The sequence below is a fragment of the Anaerococcus lactolyticus S7-1-13 genome (genome assembly GCF_000758765.1).
In the GTDB taxonomy this organism is placed as follows: Bacteria; Bacillota; Clostridia; order Tissierellales; family Peptoniphilaceae; genus Anaerococcus; species Anaerococcus lactolyticus.
In genome coordinates, this window is sequence record NZ_JRMW01000026.1 from 25,661 (window position 1) to 47,291 (window position 21,631).

Here is a 21,631-nt window from a genome sequence, read left to right on the forward strand (position 1 = left end):
TGAAGATTTCATAAGTCAAGAGGAAAAATAAATGAGATATATTGATAAGAAAAAATTTTATATAGGAACCTTGCTAATCGGTCTTAGCGTCCTTACCCTTTCTTTCATCTTTAGGTATTCATATATAAATTTTTTTGGTTTTGACAGGCCCCTTAAATTAGCCTGCATTCTCTGTGCCATCCTTGGCACCCTAGGCGCCATCCTTGCCATCATAGATGGGGTGAATAAAAATTTTAGAAATGGCATCCTCCTTATAGGCATCTTAAATTTAATCATGGCCCTTGCCTATCCAATCCTTCTTACAACAGAAAAAGCCTTGGAACCAACAAAAAATCCCTATGAAACCACAGCACCAGATAAGGGCTATTCCACAAAATTTAAGAGAGATGCGTCCTTCATTATAGAAGGAGAGCTTTATAAATTTCCTCTTAGACTTTCTGATTTTACCAAACACGGTTTTACTTATGCTTTGAAAGAAAAAGATAACCACCTCGTTGCGACCATCTCAAGGGTTGGAGATTCTTATGATCCTAAACCAACCTGGTTTACAGATGGAGTCAACAACGAAGTCTACAGGGAATTTTATCTCCTAGAAGCCATCTATGACCTTAGTGAAGACAAAGAAAAAATCGAGAATGCTCAAATAAAAGAGCTTTCCGCTTCTGTCATAAATAACAATAGAGACTTTGAGATTATGGGGATTAAGCTAGAAGATTCTATCTACGATATTAAACAAACCTTCCCCAAAGAGCTCATAGAAGACAAGAACAACAAGCAAGCCACAATCAAAATCTACTACCTAAAAACAAGTGACGGACACACCATCAGACTAAATGCCCATAATGGTACCGTCCAATCAATAGATATTTACTAAGCCCAGTCGGGCTTTTTTATTATTTTTTTATTTTGTTGTATAGTAATAGTAGAACGGAGCTAAGATGGAAAATATAAACAAAATCCTAGTCGACCTTTTTAAAGACGATTCGGAATATATCAAGGAAAATAAAATAAGTAAGGAAGCTATATATGCCAAGGCTTACTCCTATGACGAAGGCTTCCTAAGAAAAATCCTAGGAGAAACCCAATTAAAATCTAGATTTTTTAAAGACTTAGATGGGATTTCTATTTTTAAAATCAATGAATTTATTTCTTTTATCGGTCAATCCGACCTAACTATAAGGGAGAAATCATTAGAAAATGGAATATCCTATACCTTCTATGAGGATAAGGCTAAGCTTAGTAAGCTAAAGATAAAATACAAGGATAACCTGTTTTTAAAAATGAGCAAGGATATTGACTATAAATTTAAAACCAAGTTTCGTGTATCCTACCTAAAAGGTGATAATATTACCGACAAGCTCAGGCTTGGCGATGTCAAATTATATAAGGAAGAGGAAAGTTTTGAAGATACAAAAAATATAGCCAACCTTAAATACAAGGCCTATAACTTGTTAAAGGATGATTTTAAGGAAAGTTCTGGACTTATCTCAGTTGATGATGGAGAAAGAAAAAAATTAATGACCTATATCACTGTCTTTTCAAGTCCTACCTACTACTTAAATATGTTAAAGGCTTTGGGGAAAGAAGATACCAGAAAAGTCCTAACAGACTTAAACGACCTAATCTTAAAAGACAGCGACTATTTTGAAAACAAAAATATGGGCTACCACACCATAATCAAGGATTCTCTTCTTAGGGAATTTGATGGTTTCAACCTTTCTTTCCTAAAAATTGCTAATGTCCTAAATGATTTTAAAATGACCGATAAAATTTTTGAAATTTTTGCCCTTATAAATAAAAAATTAAAAAAATATCCAGACCTAAATATCATATACGAGTTCATAGCTCAGGCCCTTGAAGCTCTTGGCAATCTTGATTTTAACATAGAAGCAAAAAGCAAAAATTTTTATAAGACCTACCTGACTTCTTTAGAATATGAATTTAGAGATAGCCTAAATATTTTTGAAAAACTTAATAATTTTTATAGGATTTTGCCTCAAGATGAAGATAATTTGAGACGATACGAGGAGGCTATTTCTTATGATATAGACAGGATTGTAGAACTTTTGACAGTAAAACCTTCTGACTACGAAAAGCTTAAGGATGCTGAAAATAGGATTTCAATTGGCCACTACACTTCGCTCGATATCCTAGGCTACCTTATTGACGGTGATATTGAAGAAATAGATCAAATCTATAGAAACAAGCTAAGACTTACCAATGCAAGGATGATGAACGATCCTATGGAGGGCAAGGCAGTCTTTGAATATTTAAATGATGGCAACGAAGATTATATCAACCTAAACAACTACGGAAACAACAAAATCTACCTCCTATCTGCATCCAATATGGCTGACAGCCTCCCTATGTGGAAACAATATGCAGATGATACCAAGGGAGTTTTTCTTGAGTTTTCAAAAGAATTTATAAAATCGATTATAAATGATAAAAAAATCAAATTGGTCAAGGTCTTTTATATAGGTGACAAGGCCATTAACTATAACCAAAAATCTGATGAAATAAATGGTCTTCTTAAGAAGCTAAAGGTGGATTACAAGGCCTACTTAGAGAAAATTTCTGAAATCTTAAATAAGGATTCAACAAATAAAAGCCAACTCTTGAGGAGTTTCAACAACGAAATTTTCTTAAAACTCGATAAGATTTCATACTATTTCAAAAAAGATTCCTATGCCTATGAAGGAGAGTACAGGATAGTTGTTGACCTTGATGAAGACGAATCTCGCGATCATTTCAAGGAAATAAAATACCACAACCCAAATTTCCCACTCCCATTCTTGGGCACCTATCTTACAGACTATGAACTAAGGTACCAAAGGCTCATCTTTGGACCAAAGGCAATCGACAAGGACTATCTCGTTCCTTACATCAAATACTGCCTTGGCAAGGACATAGAAACTGTAAATTCCAAGATCAAATACAGATAATAAAAATTTCCAACCTAAAAGACCTGCTAGCATAGCAGGTCTACTTTATTTCAATTTTTCTTCTATAACTTTTTTGTCAAAACCAACAATATCTTCGCCGTCGATGTTAATTACAGGCACTCCCCTATAACCTTTTTCGATTAGGTAGTTGACAGCTTCCTTGTCTTCGTCAATATTTCTTTCCTTGTATTCAATATTATTTTCCTTGAAATATTGCTTAGCTGCCTTGCAAAATACGCAAGTGTTTGATGTGTAAATTGTAATATCGTGCATAATAACCCTCTTTCTATTTCTCTATTTTATATATACCCAAAAAATAAAATTAGTATAAAATAAAAGTAAGACCCAAGTCTCAATTAGAAGTATACCCCAAAATTTGACTTATAAACAAGGAGGAGTCATGAAAAATCAAAATTTTTCCTATAAGCACCTTAAAAATCTACTAGAAATAGGCCATGAGATTGAATTTATTTTTGATAATGTCCCTTATTCTATAAATAATCTGGGCGATGATGACCACCCAAATGCCTGGGTGCTATCAAGTCCAGATGATAATATTTATTTGGCTGACTTTGATGACAGAAAGGGACTATTTGCTAGCCTTGATAAAATTATTATCAAAGAAAAAAGCATAGAAGAGATCATAGATCAAACGCTCTACGATCCTTCTAGCCTAACAATTTTCTAGCTCATCGGCAATTTTTATATAATCATCTAGGGAAAGATTTTCCGCCCTAAGATTTTCCTTTAAATTTAAAATCTCAAAAACTTTTTTGAGGTCATCTTTTTCAGCTACAGCCGATAGGGAATTTAGGATGGTCTTGCGTCTTTTTAAGAAGCCCGCCTTAACTAGGGCAAAAAGCCTTTCCTTATTTACTTTTTCATCATAAATCCTCAAATCAAGCCTTAAAACAGACGAATCTATCTTTGGCTGAGGCATGAAGACTGATTTTGGTACCTTGGTGAGAAGCTTCGCTTCAGAATAATATTTTACAAAGACAGACAAAGATGAATAGTCCTTGTCTTTTTCTGTAGCCAGCATCCTATCTGCCACTTCCTTTTGGACCATGATGGTCATAGAATGGCAATTGAGGTCTTCTTCAAAGATTTTTTCGATAATTGGTGTTGTTATATAATATGGAAGGTTTGATACAAAGTCAAAAGCCTCCCCTCCAAAATATTCATCTTGAATCTTTTTTAGGTCAGTTTTTAAAATGTCTTGGTGGATGATTGTGACATTATCAAAGTCGGACATATTTTCTTCCAAAATCGGAATAAGACTTGAATCAATTTCAATTAGGACGAGCTTTTTACAAGTCTTTGCCATTTCATAAGAAATTGTTCCAATGCCTGGACCTACTTCAATCACGTTTTTGCCGGCTATATCAGCGCCTTCTACGATTTTATCAACAAAATTTTTGTCAATCAAAAAGTTTTGGCCCAAAGATTTGGAAAACCTAAAGCCGTAGAGGTCGATTATGTCCTTTACAACCTTTGGTGAATATAATTTTCTCATAAGCTAGATACCGCCCTTTCAAATTCTTCTCGACTTACCCCAAATGAATTAAGTTTAGCCAAAAGCCCCTTGGAATTATAATAGCCAATCCCTAGTAATTCGCCAAGTTTAGCCCTTTTTTCTCGAGAGCCATCGCCGATTGATAGGCCATTTTTCACAAGATCTGCCATGGTAAATTCTTCCCTGCGAGTAGTTTCTTCTGCCTTTGCCCTTTTTAGGGCATCTATAATTACCTCTGGTTCTGCATTTTCAACGCCCAGGTCGCCCTTTTTGATGGCTTTTTTCCTGTCAATGTAGGCGTGTTTGGCAGTCGGGATGTGACGAGCAAGCCTTGCCCTGATTCTTTTTCCTGCATAGTCTGGGTCAGTAAGGATTATTATTCCACACCTAGCATTTATTTCTTCAAGCCTTTTTATAAGGTTATCTCCAAAGGCTAGGCCATTTGTGGCAATCATTTCGCAATCTACTGCCCTTTTGACATTGGCTATATCATCTTTTCCTTCAACTACTATTGTCTCTTTAATCATAGGTCAAAAAACTCCCTGGCATTTTTGCTTGTCCACTTAGCAACTTTTGACAATTTCATTCCCCTTATTTCCGCAATTTTTCTTGCCACTTCTATAATTTTTCTAGGATCATTTCTAAGGCCCCTATAAGGCTCAGGAGTAAGGTAGGGACTATCTGTTTCTAGCATCAATCTTTCTATGGGAACAAGAGCCGCTGCCTGCTTTTCATTTAGGCCAGTGTTATAGGTCACAACTCCACCGATTGAAATGTAAAAACCCCAATCCATAAAGGTCTTTAGAGTTTCTTCATCTGTCGAAAAGCAATGGATTTGCACTTTGAGGTCCTTATAATTTGCCAAAATCTCCATAATATCCTCTGTCGCTTCCCTGTTATGAATTACAACTGGCTTTTCTAGCCTCCTTGCCATATCTAGTTGGGCTATAAAAACTTTTTTCTGGAGGCCCTTGGTCTCTGTTGTCCAATAATAATCAAGGCCAATTTCACCTATGGCAACAGCGTCTTTAGCGAGGTTTTCAATTTCTGCTAGGTCACCTTCTCCCATTTCCTCCACATCTGAAGGGTGGATGCCTACTTGAGCATAAAAATTTGGAAATTCCTTGGCAAGTCTTATATTTTCCCTCGAATTTTCCAGATTTGTCCCAGGATTAACCACAGCTTCTATAGAGAAATTAGACAGGTCTCTTAGGATAAAGAGCCTGTCTTCATTAAATTCTTCGCTTGTTAAATGGGCGTGTGAATCAATTAAATTCATTAAGAAACCTTGCTTCCTGGCTTGATGTCAGCAAGAGTTGAAAGCATGGTCAAGTCTTCCCCAAAATCTGCTGCAAGAAGCATGCCTTGGGATTCGATGCCTCTCATCTTTCTTGGAGCGAGATTTTTAACCACAATTACATTTTTGCCGACTAAATCTTCTGCCTTGTACCATTTTTTGATGCCTGATACAATTGTTCTTACTTCAGATCCGATATCAACCTTGAAAACTAAAAGCTTATCAGCATTTGGATGGTCATTGGCTTCGATAATTTTTCCTACAACTAGGTCTAGTTTTGTGAAGTCTTCGTAGGTAATTTCTGGTTTTACTTCCTCTTCTACTGCTGGTTCTTCTTCTTTTTTATCAGCAAGTCTTTCGTGGATTAGGGCATTATTTTTTTCATGAAGTTTTACTAATTCTTCCTCTACATCTAGCCTATCAAAGAGGTTTTTGCCCTTAGAAACTTTGGCACCTTCTTCTAGAAGACCAAATTCCTTGGCAGATTCAAAGCCCTTGTTGTCTGTGCCGAGTTTTTCTAAGATTAATTTTGTAGTATCCTTCATGGTTGGCTCTATTAATTGAGCAACAATCCTCAAAGTCTCTGCAAGGTTGTATAAAACCCTGTTTAATCTTGGAAGATTTGCCTCATCACGACCTAAAATCCATGGCTCAGTTTCATCTACATACTTATTAGCACGACGGATTAATTTCCAAATTGTTTCTAAGGCTTCGTTGAATTTAAAAGAATCCATTAAGTCTGTAAATCTTGTGTAGGTTTCTTTAGCAAGAGCGATTAGTTCATCGTCAAATTCGCCTTCTTCAGTGCCTTTTTCAATGACTCCACCGTTGTATTTTGAAATCATTGATGTTGTTCTTGAAACAAGGTTACCAAGGTCATTTACAAGATCAGAGTTATACCTATCCATAAATTTCTTTGAAGAAAAGTCCCCATCAGAACCAAAGTTAAATTCCCTAAGCATAAAATATTTAAGGGCGTCGTTGCCGTAAAGTTCTACAAGTGGCTCTGGATACATAATATTACCCTTTGACTTACTCATCTTGTCGTTTTCAAACAAAATCCAACCGTGAGCAAAAACTTTTTCTGGAAGTGGAAGGTCAAGGGCCATCAATAGGGCTGGCCAAATTATAGTATGAAATCTCACTATGTCCTTACCGATTAAATGAACGGAAGCTGGCCAATATCTTTCAAATTTCTCCTTATCATCCCCATAGCCAATAGCTGAAAGGTAGCAAGAAAGGGCGTCAATCCACACATAAACCACGTGTTTATTATCAAATGGCACGTCAACTCCCCAGTCAAAGGAAGTCCTGGTTACAGAAAGGTCTTCAAGTCCCTTGTTTATAAAGTTATTAAGCATTTCCTTTTGCCTAAAGGCAGGCTCAAGAAATTCTGGGTGGTCTTTGAATAATTCTTTGAGTTTATCTGCATATTTGGATAATCTAAAGAAATAAGTTTCCTCTTCTTGGTAATTAACGTCCCTGCCACAATCAGGGCACTTGCCGTCTTCTAACTGGCTTTCAGTCCAAAAAGTTTCACAAGGTGTGCAGTAATATCCCTTGTATTCTCCCTTATAAATATCGCCTTGCTCATAAAGTTTGTTGAAAATATCTACTACGTCTTTTTCGTGTTGTTTACCTGTTGATCTTATAAAGGTATCGTAGTTAATATCAAGCTTTTCCCATAATTTGATGGTCTCAGCTGCGATTTTATCTACAAATTCTTGAGGCTCCTTGCCATGAGCATGAGCAGATTCCATAATCTTTTGACCATGCTCGTCAGTACCTGTTACAAGGTAGGCGTCGTAACCTAAAAGGGTCTTATATCTTTTTAAAACGTCTGCAATTATTGAAGTATAGGTATTTCCTATATGTAAATTTGAATTTGGATAATATATTGGTGTTGTAATATAATAAGGTTTTCTATCTGTCATTTAGTTTCTCCTATAAATATTTCTTATCTTATCATACTTCAAAGGCTCTCAAAAATCGAAATTTACCACAAAAAACAAAATGCCCAGCACAGGGCCGGGCTAAGTTTGATATTAATTTTATTTTGTCGTTCCAATATAGGTTTCATCAGCACTTGATAAGACAAATTTATTATCCCCGTACCAAAAATTCCTATCTTGGGTATTTATTCCATTTAATTGGTAAGACTTTTTATTTGATAATGCACACTAGTAAAAGATGATTTATATGAATAAAATTAATAAAAGTTCAACGACTCATAAATAATGATAATCATTATTGATTATTTTTGAAAAATGTGCTATACTATAAAAGTAAAAAATATATAACGAGGTGAAAATATGAAATTAACCCAAGAAATAAAAGATTTAATTGCTGAACAGCTTGCTTATATGGCAACTGTCGATGAAAATGGCAATCCTAATATAGGACCAAAAAGAACTATGAGAGTTCTCGATGACGAACATCTCATCTATTGCGAAAATACCGATGGCAAGCACCATGCCAACATTAAAACTAATGGCAAGGTTGCTATCGCCTTTGTAAAAAGAGAAGACAACAAGGGCTTTAGGATTGTGGGTACAGCCAAATCTTATACTGACGAAGAGCATATGAACCTAGCCAAGGAAAAGGCTGGCGTTATGCCAAAGGCTGCAGCCGTAATCATAGATGTAGAAAAAATCTACACCCTTGATTCAGGTCCTATTGCAGGAAAATTATTAGAAGCATAATTCCCCATAGTTATTTATAGTCTACAAAAATGTCTGGTGCATGTAATTTCATGCACCAGCATTTTTTTACTATAATTTTAAGCAAATGAACTTATTAATTCTTTGTATTTTCAATTTTAGATAATTTTCTTTAGGAAATTTCAATACTTCCTTAAGCAAATTAAGAAATTTTTCCTTCTACATAGGCAATTTGCCTTAGGACTTCTTCGGGAGCTGGCCCACCTTGGGATTTTCGATTTTTAATACAAGTCTTAAGGTCAATGGCTTGGTAGATGTCATTTTCAAAAAGCTTTGATTCTTTCTTATAGGTTTCAAGATCTAATTCTTCCAAGGTCAAGTCTTTTTCAATCACAATTTTTACAAGCCTTGCTGCTATGTGATGAGCATCCCTAAAGGCGACTTGCTTTTTTACTAGATAATCTGCCACATCAGTCGCGTTCAAAAACCCAACCTTGCATGCCTCTAGCATTTTTTCTTTATTTACACTAAGACTTTGGATTTGCCCTGCCATTATTTTTAGGGAAATTTTTATGGTGTCGATGGAGTCGAAGATAAATTCCTTATCTTCCTGCATATCCTTAGCATAGGAAAGTGGCAGAGCCTTCATCATTACAAAAGATTGATTCATATTTCCAATAAGCCTTGCTGATTTTCCCCTTACTAACTCTGCCATATCTGGATTTTTCTTTTGGGGCATGATTGATGAGCCAGTGGCAAATTTATCATCGACTTCTATAAATTTATAGGCTGGTGAAGACCAAATTATAAGTTCTTCTGACAACCCAGAAAGGTGGACGGCTATTATTGATAAAACCGAAGCTAGCTCCATTACATAGTCCCTATCGCTTACTGCATCCATAGAATTTCCCATAACTGTGTCAAAACCAAGCTTACTTGCCACAAAATTCCTATCTATATCATAGGTTGTGCCAGCTAGGGCGCAGGCTCCTAGTGGAAGTTCATTTAACCTTTTGATATAATCTTCCATTCTAGATATGTCTCTCAAATTCATGAAGGCGTAGGCCATAAGATGGTGGGCAAAGCTTACCGGCTGTGCAGCTTGGAGGTGGGTGTAGCCTGGCATGAGGGTTTCTGTGTGATTTTTGGCAAGGTCGGTTAAGATTTTGCCATAGTCTTTCAAATATTTTATGATTTCCAAGCCTTCCCTTTTTATATAAAGTTTTAAATCGGTTGTGACTTGGTCATTTCTAGACCTTGCTGTGTGCATTTTTTTGCCGACTTCCCCTATCTCATCAATTAAAGCTCCTTCTACAAAGGTGTGGATGTCTTCACATCCTAGATCGATTTCAAGAGTCTTTGCCTTCAACTTTTCTTCTATTTTATTAAGGCCTTTGATAATTTTATTCGCCTCATCTTCCCCGATAATTCCTTGTTTTCCAAGCATTTTCACATGGGCAATTGATCCAGTAATATCATCAAAAACCAATCTCTTATCTATTTTTATTGATGAGTTAAAAATTTCGGCATCCTTATCCAAAGATCCATCAAGCATTCCATTCCAAAGTTTCATTTACTTCTTTTCTCCTTCTTTCATGGCCTTTGCATAAATTTTTGTTGATAGACCAAATAAATTTATAAAACCAGTTGCATCTGATTGGTTATAAACATCATCTTCTTCGAAGGTTGCATATTCTTCTAGGTAAAGAGAGTTTGCCCCAAATATACCAGCTGGTTGCATAGCCCCCTTGTAGAGTTTGACCTTAACCTTGCCAGTCACATTTTCCTGAGTTTTTTCTATAAAGGCATCCATGGCTTCTTTAAGAGGTGTCATCCACTTGCCAGCATAAACGAGTTTAGCATAATCAAGGGCTATTTTTTGCTTATATTGGAGGCTGTCCGGATGAAGGGTGACTGTTTCTAGCTTTTCGTGGGCAAAATAAAGCACACTTGCAGCTGGATTTTCATAAACTCCCCTAGATTTCATACCGACCATCCTAGACTCAACTATATCATCAATGCCTATTCCGTGCTTACCGGCAAGGTCGTTTAATTTTTTAACCAGGTCAGAACCTTTGAGTTTTTCTCCATTAAGCCCGATTGGTTTGCCCTTAAAAAATTCTATTTCAACAATTTCTGCCTTATCAGGAGCTTTTTCTGGTGGGGTTACCCAATGTAGGATTTTTTCCAAATTTGCAGTGTTTTCTGGGTCTTCTAGGTCAAGTCCTTCGTGGGATAAGTGCCAGATATTTTCATCCATAGAATAATCTTCATCTTTAGTGAAATTTAAGTTTATACCATGGTCCTTGGCATAAGCTTCTTCTTCGCTACGTCCTTTGATATCCCAGAACCTCCATGGAGCGATAACTTTCATATCTGGAGCTATAGCCATGATTGAAAGCTCGAAACGGATTTGGTCGTTGCCCTTACCGGTGCAACCGTGGACAATAAGGTCTGCCCCCTCTTTTTTGGCTACATCGACTAAGACTTTTGAAATCAGAGGACGAGCTATGGCTGTGCCTAGAAGATAGACATTTTCATATTTGGCCCCTGCCATTAGCGATTTAAAACCGTACTCTTCAACAAATTCATCTTCTACATTGATATTATAAAACTTCTTTGCACCTGATTTTATGGCCTTTTCTTCCATGGCCTTAGGGTCTTTTACCTGGCCTAAATCAACTGACACACAAATGACTTCTTTGGCCCCATTTTCCATAAGCCAAGTTACAATCACAGATGTATCAAGACCTCCAGAATAGGCCAAAACTACCTTCTTTGCTTCTTTTAAAACTTCATATTCATTCTTTATCATATTTTACTCCTAATTTTTTTATCAAAATTAGTCATTTGTGCCGCTTTTTTGATAATAAAAAAAGCCTCCGTCCCAAAAAGGGACGAAGACTCGTGATACCACCCATATTCATCTATTTCTCACAAAATAGACCTCTTCAAGTACTAACATACTCTAACTCTGTAACGGGAGTGCCCGTATAAGTCTCCTTGTATCGACCTATAAGCTCTGAGGTTCTTTTCACAATCTCTTAACTTCTCCCCTCACACTCTACGGGATTCGCTGTAAGCCTTAAGAAAGTTACTCTTCTCTTCAACACTTTTGCTAACTAATGATTTGATTGATTACATTGTAACCCGGCTTTTATTCTTTGTCAAATAATTTTCCTAGATTTTTCCCGACATTTTTTTAAATACAGGTTGTATCATTTAAATTTCAAAGTTTTATAAACGGTAACTTTTTATTAAAATCCAGATTTTTTTATATTTATGACAGTAATCCTAGATTTTCCTAGAATTCTAATTTCATGGATGATAAAGCTGAGACATTTCTAATATTGGCTATAAAGGACCTTAATATTACCAAAAATTCGTCTTCAGAAATACCAGAGGATTCTACCAAATATTCATTATCCAAATCTTTAAACTCAGCCCTATATAAACCTCCCTCTTTATAGGAAGAAAGTAGCATTTCTTGGCCATAGAAATTAGAGATTTTTTTATCTTTCAAGGAATAATCGCTCCAGGTTTCTTCATCCTTGCCTGCCATCTGAAAGAGGATTTGTGAGTCATCCCTAGTTAAATAAATTTCCACAAAAAGTCTCTGATCATAGGCACCTGATTTCGACTTGCCCAAGACTTCTGTTGGTTCTCCAAGCTCATATCCATCAAGATTTTCCACAAGTTTCTTTACTAACTTTCCGCCATTTGCATCAGTAAGTTCCCTAGATTGGGCATCTAGTTTAGCACTTGAAATTCCTTGGTTAAAAACAATTGTATCTTCTGCCCCGCAAGACTCAATTTTCTCAAAGCTTAATTCAGGCTTATAGATCATTTTCAAGGTCTTTTCATTTGTGAAGTCACTATCAGCAAGGCCCAAAGAATTAAAATAATCACGCGCATTTTGGAGAGTGATTGCCCATTTTTCGTAATGATCTACCCAACTAGCCTTGGTAAACTTTCCAAAAACAGGGTCGGTCATGGTCTTAACTTCCTTCCACCTAGCCATGTTTTTATCGCCAAACTTATACCAGACAATAAGATTTTGGTAATATTTGTTGTATAGCTTTATCAATTTCTTAACCTTAGGTCTTTGAAGGACTGCTTTTTTCTCTTTTTGAGATATCTTTCCTACCTTGCTAGCTCCATAAGGATGGACCTGCCTACCCTTTGTTACACCAAAATGATATAGGGCTGGTAAATACATGCCATCTTCATAGGTATAATCTCCCTTAAAATCATCCGAACCTGCCACATCCTTTTCGTCGGCAAAGGCACTTGCATTTGGAATTAAAAATATAAGGGCAAGGGCTCCTGCCAAAAATTTCTTTTTCATGATTGCTCCTTTCTATTATTATCAATCGTTTTCTTATTATAAATATACCCCCTCTTGCGAGGTTTCAATAATTAAATACCTCAATAAAGTGAGATTTATTTGACAAAAGTTCGCCTATAGTGTTAAATAGTCTATAAGAATAAAACTTACAATGAATTCAAGTAGGAAGGGCCTGGAATGGCTTTTTTGAAATTACACTTTCATTTTGTTTAAGGCAAGCCAAGTTGTCTGTACTTGGCAATGAGTATAAAAAAAGCTGGTACCGCAAGTCTTTGCGCTTTTATGCTCTTTTTTTGTGCCTATTTTGAATTAGAAGTCCTGTTTTTATGGGATTTCTCGCTTGAATTCCATATGACACACAAAAGAAAAGAAAGGAAGATTTATGAAATTTACTTACGAAAAAGAATACGATAATGTTTTTGATGAGCTTGTAGATCGTGGCTACTACGAGCAAGCTACAAACGAAGAAGAATTAAAGAAAAAACTTGCCACAGAGTCTGTAAAATTCTACTGTGGTTTTGATGCTACTGCAGATTCCCTAACTGTTGGCCACCTTATCCAGATCATGGTTATGATGCGTATGCAAAACTACGGTCACAGACCAGTTGCCCTTCTCGGTGGTGGTACAACCCTAATCGGTGACCCATCAGGCAGGTCTGACATGCGCCAAGTTATGACAGTTGAAAGAATCAACCACAACGCTGAGTGCTTCTACAAGCAATTCCAAAGATTTTTAGACTTCTCTGATGAGGGCGGAGCAGAAATGCTAAACAACAAAGATTGGCTACTTGACCTTAACTTTGTTGGATTTTTAAGAGATGTTGGAAGCGAATTTTTGGTAAATGAAATGATCAAAAAAGATGCCTACAAAAACAGGATGGCAGCTGGTGGTCTAACATTTTTCGAATTTTCTTATATGCTTCTCCAATCTTACGACTTTTTGAAAATGTACAGGGAAAATGGCGTAACCCTTGAAATGGGTGGGTCTGACCAATGGTCAAACATCATCGGTGGTGTTGATTTAATCAAAAAACATGAACAAGGCGACGCCTACGGCATGACCTTTGCCCTCCTTACAACAGCTGACGGAATTAAAATGGGCAAATCTCAAAAAGGTGCAGTTTGGCTTGATAAGGAAAAAACAAGTCCATTTGAAATGTTCCAATACATGAGAAATGTAGATGACAGGGACGTGGAGAAATTCCTCCTCCAATTAACCTTCCTACCAACAGCTGAATGTAGAAAATTAGGACAAGCAACAGAAGCAGCCGAAATAAACAAAGCAAAAGAAATCCTAGCCTACGAAGTTGTTAAACTCGTCCATGGCAAAGAAGAAGCAGACGCTGCCCTTGATGCAGCAAAGGCACTTTTCTCTGGCAAAGGTGATGAGAGCGCCATGCCAACAACACAAATTTCTGCATCTGACCTACCAAAGGGCCTTTTAGCCCTCATGACAGAAGTAGGCCTAACCAAATCAAATGGTGAAGCAAGAAGAACTGTCCAACAAGGTGGCGTGTCAATCAACGATGAAAAAATCACAGACCCAGCCTTTGAAGTCACAGAAGAAATCTTTGAAGATAACAGAATAATAATCAAAAAAGGCAAGAAAAACTTCCACAAGGTGGAATTAGCCTAAAAATTTTCCTCCAAAACTTTGGTTTTGGGGGAATTTTTTCTCTTAATCTTGTATAATAATCCTAGGTGCTAAAATGAATAGAAATGAAGAATACTTAAGTAAAAAACGTGCCAAAGAACTTTGGGATCTTGGCCTTATAAATAATTTTGAGGTTGGAACTTTTAAATCTTTAAAAGACATCCACGCCTATCTTTTCCAAGACGTCTTTGACTTTGCTGGCAAAATTAGGACTGTAAATATTTCCAAGGGGAATTTTCGTTTTGCACCCTTGCTTTTCCTAGAATCAAACCTTGCAATTATTGAAAAAATGCCAGAAACAACTTTTGATGAGATTGTGGACAAATATGTTGAGATGAATATAGCTCATCCTTTTAGAGAAGGAAACGGAAGGGCTACAAGGATTTGGCTTGATTTAATCCTTAAGAAAAACCTAGGTAAATGCATCGATTGGGATAAGATCGATAAGTTTGCTTACCTGTCCGCCATGGAAAGATCGGTTGTAAACACACTTGAAATCAAACATCTTTTAAAATCTGCCCTTACAGATGAAATTAATAACAGGGATGTTTTCATGAAGGGAATCGACAAGTCCTACCTCTACGAAGACCTCTACGACATTTCCATAGAGGATATAAACTAAAAAACGAGCCAGCAAGGAAATCTTGCCAGGCTCGTATTTTTTTAATCTTTTATTAACTTTTCTGCCAAAACTTTTACTATTATCACAACAATAATACAAGAAATTGTCGAACCTACAAGGAGGTCCATCTTCAAAAATACCCTGTTTGCGATAAAGCCGATTAGCCAGATTACCATGTTTTTGTAATAGATATCAGCTTCCGATTTATCTTTATGTAGGATGAAGAAGTCAGCGATTTGGATGGCTATCATTGGAGCGAATACTGAACCGATTAGGTATAAAAAGTCTGTTATATCATCCATTGGGAATAAAATTGCTCCAATTGTACCAATTATGGTGACAAATATTCCTATCTTCTGACCATTAATTTTTTTAGAAAGTGATTCGGCAGAAATTCCTGCTGAATAGGCGTCTAGGAAGGTGGTTGTTACTGTTGATAAAATTATAATCAAAATCGCAGCCAAGCCTAGACCTGATTTTACCATAATCATTGCTATATCGCTCTCTTTTGTAAGTAGGGCCATGCCCATACCAATGACATACATCCACATAGAAACTAGAGTGTAGATTACAGTTGAAGTGAGGGTTGCTCCTCTTGGGTCTTCTGCCTCCCTGGTGTAGTCGGATATTAGTGGTAGCCAAGAAAGTGGCATGGCTACAGCAAGTTCTATGGCGAGACCAAAGCTCATAGCATCGGCTGTTTCTTTTGAAGCAAAATTTACTCCTTGGAATACCTTAAAGGAAAGTAAGATTGTAAGGATAAATAAAAGCGACATAGAAACTGTGTTTAGTTTGCCAAGATTTGAAATGCCGACCATTATCCAGACTAAAACCAAGGCTCCTATTACAAGTGCCCAGATTATATGGCCTGTAGAGAAAACGTGGGATGTTGAAATCGCCCCGTCGTAGATCATAATAGCAGTCCATCCTACAAGTTGGAGGACGTTTAAAAGTGCAAAAAATAGTCCGCCCTTTTGGCCAAAGGACATTTTTACTGTCTCCATAGCTGATTTTTCGGTCTTGCCACCGATAAGACCTGCCATATATAAAAGAACAGCACCGATAGCGTGACCAATTAGCATTGCCAAAAGACCTTTTTTAAATCCTAGGGGTGCAAAATATGTACCGGTAATAATTTCTGCTATAGATACGCCCGCACCAAACCAAATTAGGCCATTTTCAAAATTAGAAGTTTTTTTCATTTTTCTTCTCCTTTCTTTTCTTGGAATTTTCTTTCCCCAAATAAGTTCATCATCTTTTTCATGAAATCTCCTTTTTCTTATTTACAAAAAAAGAACAAGCCAAGGCTCGTCCTATAAGTTCAAAAAAATATGCATAAAAATATACATCCCTACGTTGGCATTATCCAAATCAGGTAAGGTCGAGGCTAGGCCTCCTCTCAGATCTTTTAAGAACTCCCTTGTATGCCTTATATTTTAAATCTTTCTCAAATTTTTGTCAAGGAAAATTTTCCCAATCTATACTTAGATTAATATCGAATATAAGACTATTGATGTTAGATGAGATTTATCTTATAATTAAGTTAATAGAAATCTAAGATAAAAATATTTATTAGATATAATTCTAAGAAAGGATTCACAATGAAAACTAATTTCTATAATTTTAAGCTCATAGAACAGCCCTTACTTGTAAATGAAGCTGGTCTAATGGTTTACCTTTATACAAACTACCTAGCTGCAAAGAACAAAAACTTCTTCTCTTTTGAGGATTCCTATCCAGGTTTTAATTACTCCCAGGATATGAATTTAACCTCAATAGATACTGCTTTTTACAACAACAAGGCCTATATAGACTTTGTTAGAAGTGTAAAAAAGGAATCCCTTCCCTATCTAGAAGAGTTTTTTCATGACCAAAATGAGGATATTTTAAATCTTTTTTACATATTTACAGAAAACGATGGGAATTATTTGCCTTTTATGGCAGGTGTTTTCCAAAATATCAATGTTAGCTCTATTAAAGAATTTTCCTATGAGATCTTTGACCTAGTCTTCAACCTAGCTTTTTTAAGATATATAGGTGTTGACATAGATGATCCAGAATTAAAGTCTACAACTATAAAAGAATGGTCAAAAAAAGCTTTAAAATCAGACTTTCTAAGCTTAATAGCTAGTCTACCCTACGAAGATAAGCTTTCTATGGCACTTTTAAGGTCTTTTTCCAATAAAAAATCAATCTATGATAGGCTTTATCCTCTTTTAGAAAAAATTTGCCAGATTTTAGAAAATAATTTTTATAAAATCCAAGACGAATTCATGGACCATTTAAAAAAAATAAAAAAAGATGACTACAAAAAGGTAAATGAAGTAATAGACCAAGTTGGCTTAGCAAGTTTTTTAAGCAAAAGAGATGAGCCTTTTAACATCTATGGTCTAATCCTTGCACCAAATATGACCATGATTCAATTTATTTCAGAAGATTATGATGATGCCTTTATCAAGTTTGGAATTTATTCAAATAAGGAATTTATTGAAAAGGAAAATAAACTAAAACACCTAAGCCAATACCTAAAAATCCTGGGAGACCCAACTAGGATTGACATCCTAGATCTCTTAAAGGAAAAAAATTACTACGCAAAAGAGCTTTCTGACAAGCTTTATATAACTCCCGCCACCCTTTCTTACCACATAAGCCAACTTCACGTATGCGGCTTTATCGGTGCCTATATCGAGGGCAGGAAGACATATTATTACTTGAGAAAACCCGGTTTTGAAAAAGTAATAGAAGAATTAACCGAATTTTCTAAGGATATTAAGGAGGAAGATCATGGAAAAGAATCTTAAAAACCTAAAAGAAAACCTCGCCCAAAATCTAAATGATGAAGAAGTCATAAAATCATATCTAAGAGCCGATAAATTATCAAATTTTGACCTTCTAAAAATGGCCTATGGGCCTTTTAAAGACAATCTAAAAATAAAATCATCCCTAATTCTTTATCCTATCACAGCTGGTCTAATACCAATTATAGAGGCCTTTATCATGTATTACTTGGTAGGTCTGATAGAAAAAAATACTGATCTTAGGACCATGATTTTAACAATCCTAGCCTACGCCCTAATAATTTTCATCTGCTCCATGGTTTCAAACCAGATTGAGCGTAGGACTTACTCGACTTATATGGGCACAAGGCTATCTACCTTCATCAAAGCTTCTGGGCCTATTATGGAAATGGACTACGGCCTTGGGGAAAATTCTCTCTTTATGGCTGAATTTTCCAGAGGTTTTGAGCCTTTTTCTAACAATGTCACAGGCCTTGAGGGAGTTTACCACGATATGTATAAGCTTTTGGCAAATCTTATCTCCTTTGTGATAATATCAGTGATTATGGCAAAGCTCTCTCCCCTTATTTTTATCCTTGTCATAATTTCAATTCTAATTCAACTTGGGATTAGGACTTATACTGACAAGTACAGGCATGCCCACATGGGAGAGCTTAACAAGGTCAAAAGAAAAACCGAAGCTTATTACAAGGAAGCATCCGATTTTCGTTTTGCCAAGGATATTAGGGTATTTTCTTTCAAAGACAAGTTTATAGAGGGATTTAAACCTCTTGTGGCAAATGTGGTTAAGATTTCAAGGACCTTTATCAAGCCTGAAATGTACCTATCCCCTATCCTTGCAGTCCTCCTTGTAGGAGTCGAAGCCCTTTGCTTTTATTTCCTAACAGGAAAAATATTGGCAGACCAAATCACACTAAAAAACCTAACTTTAATTATCACTTCTGTGGCAATCTACAGCTCTGTTATCTCAAATCTCGTGATAAATATTGCCCAAACCAGGTCAAACCTACTTTATGTATCAGATGGCTTTGATATGCTAAGGGTAGATTTAAAATCAGAAGAAGGATCAGAAAAAATTACCGGACCAATGTCAATAGAATTTAGAAATGTATCTTTTTCCTATCCCCTATCTGATAAAAATGTTTTGGAAAATCTGTCATTTACTATTAGACAAAAGGAGAAAGTTGCCATTGTTGGTGTGAATGGAGCTGGCAAATCTACCATTGTTTCCCTAATCCTTGGCCTTTATAAGCCAACTGCAGGAGAAATTTTTATAAACGGTACAAATGCTAATGACCTTGACTTAAAAGAAAGGTACGCTGCCTTTGCCACAGTCCTACAAAATGTAGAACCCCTCGCAGTTTCTATCGCAGAAAATGTGGCAGCGACCGATGAAAATATCGACAGGGACAGGGTTATCGACTCTCTAAAAAAAGCAGGTTTAGGATATAAGCTTGACCAATTACCAAAAGGAATTGACACCCAGATGACCAGAAATATCCACGATGATGGTACACTTTTCTCTGGAGGGGAAAATCAGAAACTTGCCATCGCAAGAGCACTTTACAAGAAAGATTCAGGAGCATTAATCATGGACGAACCAACAGCTGCCCTAGACGCCCTCGCAGAAGAGAAAATCTACAGGGACCTTGATGAGATTAGCAAGGATAAGACTCTTATCTTTATCTCCCACAGGCTAGCTTCAACCAGATTTTGTGACAAAATCATGCTCCTTGATGGTGGAAAAATTACCGAATACGGTACTCACGATGAGCTTTTGAGAGAAAATGGTCTTTATAAGGAAATGTACGAATCCCAAAGAAAATACTATTTGGAGGAAAATAATGAAAAATAAATTAAAGGCCCTCTGGCTTTTTGCAAAAATCACCGCAAAAAACGATCCTCTTTATATACCGGTGATTATCCTAAATGCCCTAGCCCCTGCGGCGGGAACCTTAATCAATGTCTTTGTACCAATGATTTTTATTAATCAAATCACAGACCCAAGGCCAGCTGACCAATTTATAAAAATTGTAGTCTTGTTAATTATAGGGAAAATCCTCCTAGAAAGCCTTGAAAGACTTCTAAACCGAGAGGAATTTGTAAGGCGCCAAGGGATTAATGATTACCTAACCTTTGAACTTGCAAAAAAAGCCATGGATTTAACCTACCAAAACATAGAAAATCCTCATACGCTAGTTCTAAAGGAAAAGGCCAATGCTGCGATTAATATGGGAGCTATCCATAACTTGCTATCATGCCTTAAAGATATTATAACGAGCGTGGCAACCATGATAGGAACTGCCCTTGTAATCATATCTTTCTCCTCTTACTTGGTTGGTTTTTCAATTTTGATTTCCCTTTTAATAATCCTTGTAAATGGCAAAGAGTCTTCCTACACCAGCAAGTTTAACCTAGAGATTGTTAATGTAAACAGGAGATTTTCCTATTATTTCTCCCTCATGGCAAGTCCCCACTACCAAAAGGAAATAAGAGTCTTTGACCTAGGAGAAATGCTCCAATCCAAAACACAAGGATACTTAGACCAAATGATGGATGGCTTTGAAGATAAATTTGGCTATGAAGCAAATATGGGTGCTATTAAAATCTTTTTAGAATCAATCCTAAGGCTTGTATCCTACACCTATGTAGCAATGAGAACCCTATCAGCTGCCTACGGCCCACAAATAAGTTTTGGTTCCTTTTCTGCCATAATTGCTGCGAACGAAAACTTTATGAAATCTTTTCAAACCATGTTTTCAGAGCTAGCTGACTTTATTATGAGTCTAGCCAACCTCGAGCCCCTCTATGATTTTTATATCCTAGATTCTGACAAGGAAGAAAATTTAGAGAAAGCAGGTGATTTTGAAAGCCTAGTCTTTAAAAATGTGACCTTCACCTATCCAGGATCTGATAGGAAAATTATAGACAATCTGTCATTTAAGATCAACAAGGGCGAGAAAATCTCAATTGTAGGTGTAAATAACGCTGGAAAGACAACGATTGTGAAACTTCTCTTGAGGTTTTTCGACATAGATAGCGGAGAAATCTTATATAATGGAGTAAATATAAAAAAGATTAGCAAAAAATCTCTCTATAAAAAAATCAGCGGAGTCTTCCAGGACTTTGCTATCATGCCTTTTACCATCAAGGAAAATATTATAGCAAATAAGGATTTTAGCGGAGAAAAAACTCATGAAATTATAAGAAGGCTAGACCTAGATCAAAAGATAAAAGAACTCCCAAAAGGTCTTGGTACCTACCTCAATAAGGATATCTACGAAAATGCAACCGACCTCTCTCTTGGTCAAAAACAAAAACTCGCCATAGCCAGAGCCCTCTACCAAGACGCAGACTTTCTAATCCTAGATGAGCCAACAGCATCCTTAGACCCCCTTGCAGAAAGCAAAATCTATGAGCATTTTAACGAAATGACTGAGGGCAAAACCGCCATCTTCATCTCCCACAGAATGAGCTCATCAAGGTTTACCGACAAAATTCTCTTACTAGACGGAGGAAAGGCAGCAGCCTTCGATAGCCACGAGAACCTAATGAAATCTGACAACCTCTACTCCAAACTCTACAAGGCCCAAGCCCAGTATTTTGAATAATAAAATATCCAACAAAAAGGTGATGTTGCAGAATAGTTAAAACTATTCTGCTCATCACTTTTTTCTTGGATATTTGTATCAAGCTATTTAATTATATAGAAATTTTAAAGGTAAAGATAAATTTTTCCACAATTTTCCTAAAAATAGGCTCAAGTAATAGAGCTCCTCATTTTAACATTA

18 protein-coding genes, 1 riboswitch and 1 other annotated feature are annotated in these 21,631 nt (G+C 36.4%); of the genes, 9 read left to right on the forward strand and 9 right to left on the reverse strand.

Going from position 1 to position 21,631, the window contains the following annotated elements; translation table 11 throughout:
• The first annotated feature begins 31 nt into the window (after positions 1-31).
• Together HMPREF1630_RS03105 and HMPREF1630_RS03110 are read left to right on the forward strand one after the other, a co-directional pair.
• On the forward strand, positions 32-874 hold the full coding sequence (locus tag HMPREF1630_RS03105) for a hypothetical protein (RefSeq protein ID WP_037326985.1): 843 nt from the start codon (positions 32-34) through the stop codon (positions 872-874).
• Between the two features lie 64 nt (positions 875-938).
• Positions 939-2,945, forward strand: a complete 2,007-nt coding sequence (locus HMPREF1630_RS03110; protein ID WP_037326987.1) for a DUF2971 domain-containing protein — start codon at positions 939-941, stop codon at positions 2,943-2,945.
• A gap of 45 nt (positions 2,946-2,990) precedes the next feature.
• Here the strand turns inward: HMPREF1630_RS03110 and HMPREF1630_RS03115 are convergent, their stop codons facing one another.
• Positions 2,991-3,218, reverse strand: coding sequence for a glutaredoxin family protein (locus HMPREF1630_RS03115; RefSeq protein ID WP_004827924.1), 228 nt, complete (start codon positions 3,216-3,218; stop codon positions 2,991-2,993).
• A 127-nt stretch (positions 3,219-3,345) separates the two neighbouring features.
• Here HMPREF1630_RS03115 and HMPREF1630_RS03120 point away from each other — a divergent pair, with 127 nt between their 5' ends.
• Positions 3,346-3,633, forward strand: coding sequence for a hypothetical protein (locus tag HMPREF1630_RS03120; protein WP_037326988.1), 288 nt, complete (start codon positions 3,346-3,348; stop codon positions 3,631-3,633).
• On the opposite strand, the gene rsmA is transcribed toward HMPREF1630_RS03120, so the two are convergent.
• Genes rsmA through metG form a run of 4 tightly spaced genes read right to left on the reverse strand, consistent with a single transcriptional unit; the run spans position 3,619 to position 7,692 of the window.
• Entirely contained in the window at positions 3,619-4,461 is an 843-nt protein-coding gene (gene rsmA, locus HMPREF1630_RS03125; protein ID WP_037326989.1) for a 16S rRNA (adenine(1518)-N(6)/adenine(1519)-N(6))-dimethyltransferase RsmA, read from the reverse strand. The genes HMPREF1630_RS03120 and rsmA overlap by 15 nt on opposite strands.
• The gene (rnmV, locus tag HMPREF1630_RS03130; RefSeq protein WP_037326990.1) at positions 4,458-4,988 is read right to left on the reverse strand and encodes a ribonuclease M5; all 531 of its coding nucleotides are present in this window, start codon (positions 4,986-4,988) and stop codon (positions 4,458-4,460) included. Before rnmV ends, rsmA begins: the two co-directional genes overlap by 4 nt.
• A complete protein-coding gene (locus HMPREF1630_RS03135; protein ID WP_037326991.1) occupies positions 4,985-5,740 on the reverse strand; it encodes a TatD family hydrolase in 756 nt (251 codons plus the stop codon). The genes rnmV and HMPREF1630_RS03135 overlap by 4 nt, the downstream gene beginning before the upstream one ends.
• Entirely contained in the window at positions 5,740-7,692 is a 1,953-nt protein-coding gene (gene metG, locus HMPREF1630_RS03140) for a methionine--tRNA ligase (RefSeq protein WP_037326992.1), read from the reverse strand. The genes HMPREF1630_RS03135 and metG overlap by 1 nt, the downstream gene beginning before the upstream one ends.
• Before the next feature lie 378 nt (positions 7,693-8,070).
• Here metG and HMPREF1630_RS03145 point away from each other — a divergent pair, with 378 nt between their 5' ends.
• Entirely contained in the window at positions 8,071-8,460 is a 390-nt protein-coding gene (locus HMPREF1630_RS03145; RefSeq protein WP_037326993.1) for a pyridoxamine 5'-phosphate oxidase family protein, read from the forward strand.
• Positions 8,461-8,620: 160 nt separating this feature from the next.
• On the opposite strand, the gene argH is transcribed toward HMPREF1630_RS03145, so the two are convergent.
• The 3 genes from argH to HMPREF1630_RS03160 form a co-directional block, all read right to left on the reverse strand.
• Positions 8,621-9,991 carry an argininosuccinate lyase gene (gene argH / locus HMPREF1630_RS03150; protein WP_037326994.1) on the reverse strand — a complete coding sequence of 457 codons (1,371 nt, stop codon included), beginning with the start codon at positions 9,989-9,991 and terminating at the stop codon, positions 8,621-8,623.
• On the reverse strand, positions 9,992-11,233 hold the full coding sequence (locus HMPREF1630_RS03155; protein WP_037326995.1) for an argininosuccinate synthase: 1,242 nt from the start codon (positions 11,231-11,233) through the stop codon (positions 9,992-9,994). It lies immediately after the preceding gene.
• 75 nt (positions 11,234-11,308) lie between these two features.
• Positions 11,309-11,537: a binding site (T-box leader), on the reverse strand.
• Positions 11,538-11,722: 185 nt separating this feature from the next.
• Positions 11,723-12,766: a hypothetical protein gene (locus HMPREF1630_RS03160; protein ID WP_004827910.1), complete on the reverse strand. Its 1,044-nt coding sequence runs from the start codon at positions 12,764-12,766 to the stop codon at positions 11,723-11,725.
• A 382-nt stretch (positions 12,767-13,148) separates the two neighbouring features.
• Between HMPREF1630_RS03160 and tyrS the strand changes: the two genes are divergently transcribed.
• Both tyrS and fic read left to right on the forward strand, forming a co-directional pair.
• Positions 13,149-14,402 carry a tyrosine--tRNA ligase gene (gene tyrS / locus HMPREF1630_RS03165; protein ID WP_004827908.1) on the forward strand — a complete coding sequence of 418 codons (1,254 nt, stop codon included), beginning with the start codon at positions 13,149-13,151 and terminating at the stop codon, positions 14,400-14,402.
• 73 nt (positions 14,403-14,475) lie between these two features.
• Entirely contained in the window at positions 14,476-15,042 is a 567-nt protein-coding gene (gene fic / locus HMPREF1630_RS03170; RefSeq protein ID WP_004827907.1) for a protein adenylyltransferase Fic, read from the forward strand.
• Between the two features lie 41 nt (positions 15,043-15,083).
• Here fic and cytX read toward each other — a convergent pair whose 3' ends face one another.
• Positions 15,084-16,244, reverse strand: a complete 1,161-nt coding sequence (cytX, locus tag HMPREF1630_RS03175) for a putative hydroxymethylpyrimidine transporter CytX (RefSeq protein WP_004827905.1) — start codon at positions 16,242-16,244, stop codon at positions 15,084-15,086.
• A 128-nt stretch (positions 16,245-16,372) separates the two neighbouring features.
• A riboswitch (TPP riboswitch) is annotated at positions 16,373-16,474 on the reverse strand.
• A 169-nt stretch (positions 16,475-16,643) separates the two neighbouring features.
• On the opposite strand from cytX, the gene HMPREF1630_RS03180 reads away from it, so the two are divergent.
• Genes HMPREF1630_RS03180 through HMPREF1630_RS03190 form a run of 3 tightly spaced genes read left to right on the forward strand, consistent with a single transcriptional unit; the run spans position 16,644 to position 21,451 of the window.
• Positions 16,644-17,843 (forward strand): ArsR/SmtB family transcription factor, encoded by a 1,200-nt coding sequence (locus tag HMPREF1630_RS03180; RefSeq protein WP_037326996.1) that lies wholly within the window; start codon positions 16,644-16,646, stop codon positions 17,841-17,843.
• On the forward strand, positions 17,827-19,695 hold the full coding sequence (locus tag HMPREF1630_RS03185; RefSeq protein WP_037326997.1) for an ABC transporter ATP-binding protein: 1,869 nt from the start codon (positions 17,827-17,829) through the stop codon (positions 19,693-19,695). Before HMPREF1630_RS03180 ends, HMPREF1630_RS03185 begins: the two co-directional genes overlap by 17 nt.
• Positions 19,685-21,451 carry an ABC transporter ATP-binding protein gene (locus HMPREF1630_RS03190; protein ID WP_037327000.1) on the forward strand — a complete coding sequence of 589 codons (1,767 nt, stop codon included), beginning with the start codon at positions 19,685-19,687 and terminating at the stop codon, positions 21,449-21,451. Before HMPREF1630_RS03185 ends, HMPREF1630_RS03190 begins: the two co-directional genes overlap by 11 nt.
• Positions 21,452-21,631: the final 180 nt, after the last annotated feature.

What these genes read in the sequence shown, in the direction of transcription:
- HMPREF1630_RS03120 (WP_037326988.1), top strand. Translation starts at nt 3,346, where the DNA reads ATGAAAAATCAAAATTTTTCCTATAAGCACCTTAAAAATCTACTAGAA.
- rnmV (WP_037326990.1), bottom strand. Translation starts at nt 4,988, where the DNA reads ATGATTAAAGAGACAATAGTAGTTGAAGGAAAAGATGATATAGCCAAT.
- cytX (WP_004827905.1), bottom strand. Translation starts at nt 16,244, where the DNA reads ATGAAAAAAACTTCTAATTTTGAAAATGGCCTAATTTGGTTTGGTGCG.
- HMPREF1630_RS03145 (WP_037326993.1), top strand. Translation starts at nt 8,071, where the DNA reads ATGAAATTAACCCAAGAAATAAAAGATTTAATTGCTGAACAGCTTGCT.
- HMPREF1630_RS03180 (WP_037326996.1), top strand. Translation starts at nt 16,644, where the DNA reads ATGAAAACTAATTTCTATAATTTTAAGCTCATAGAACAGCCCTTACTT.
- HMPREF1630_RS03135 (WP_037326991.1), bottom strand. Translation starts at nt 5,740, where the DNA reads ATGAATTTAATTGATTCACACGCCCATTTAACAAGCGAAGAATTTAAT.
- metG (WP_037326992.1), bottom strand. Translation starts at nt 7,692, where the DNA reads ATGACAGATAGAAAACCTTATTATATTACAACACCAATATATTATCCA.
- rsmA (WP_037326989.1), bottom strand. Translation starts at nt 4,461, where the DNA reads ATGAGAAAATTATATTCACCAAAGGTTGTAAAGGACATAATCGACCTC.
- HMPREF1630_RS03105 (WP_037326985.1), top strand. Translation starts at nt 32, where the DNA reads ATGAGATATATTGATAAGAAAAAATTTTATATAGGAACCTTGCTAATC.
- HMPREF1630_RS03185 (WP_037326997.1), top strand. Translation starts at nt 17,827, where the DNA reads ATGGAAAAGAATCTTAAAAACCTAAAAGAAAACCTCGCCCAAAATCTA.
- HMPREF1630_RS03190 (WP_037327000.1), top strand. Translation starts at nt 19,685, where the DNA reads ATGAAAAATAAATTAAAGGCCCTCTGGCTTTTTGCAAAAATCACCGCA.
- HMPREF1630_RS03155 (WP_037326995.1), bottom strand. Translation starts at nt 11,233, where the DNA reads ATGATAAAGAATGAATATGAAGTTTTAAAAGAAGCAAAGAAGGTAGTT.
- HMPREF1630_RS03115 (WP_004827924.1), bottom strand. Translation starts at nt 3,218, where the DNA reads ATGCACGATATTACAATTTACACATCAAACACTTGCGTATTTTGCAAG.
- HMPREF1630_RS03110 (WP_037326987.1), top strand. Translation starts at nt 939, where the DNA reads ATGGAAAATATAAACAAAATCCTAGTCGACCTTTTTAAAGACGATTCG.
- argH (WP_037326994.1), bottom strand. Translation starts at nt 9,991, where the DNA reads ATGAAACTTTGGAATGGAATGCTTGATGGATCTTTGGATAAGGATGCC.
- fic (WP_004827907.1), top strand. Translation starts at nt 14,476, where the DNA reads ATGAATAGAAATGAAGAATACTTAAGTAAAAAACGTGCCAAAGAACTT.
- tyrS (WP_004827908.1), top strand. Translation starts at nt 13,149, where the DNA reads ATGAAATTTACTTACGAAAAAGAATACGATAATGTTTTTGATGAGCTT.
- HMPREF1630_RS03160 (WP_004827910.1), bottom strand. Translation starts at nt 12,766, where the DNA reads ATGAAAAAGAAATTTTTGGCAGGAGCCCTTGCCCTTATATTTTTAATT.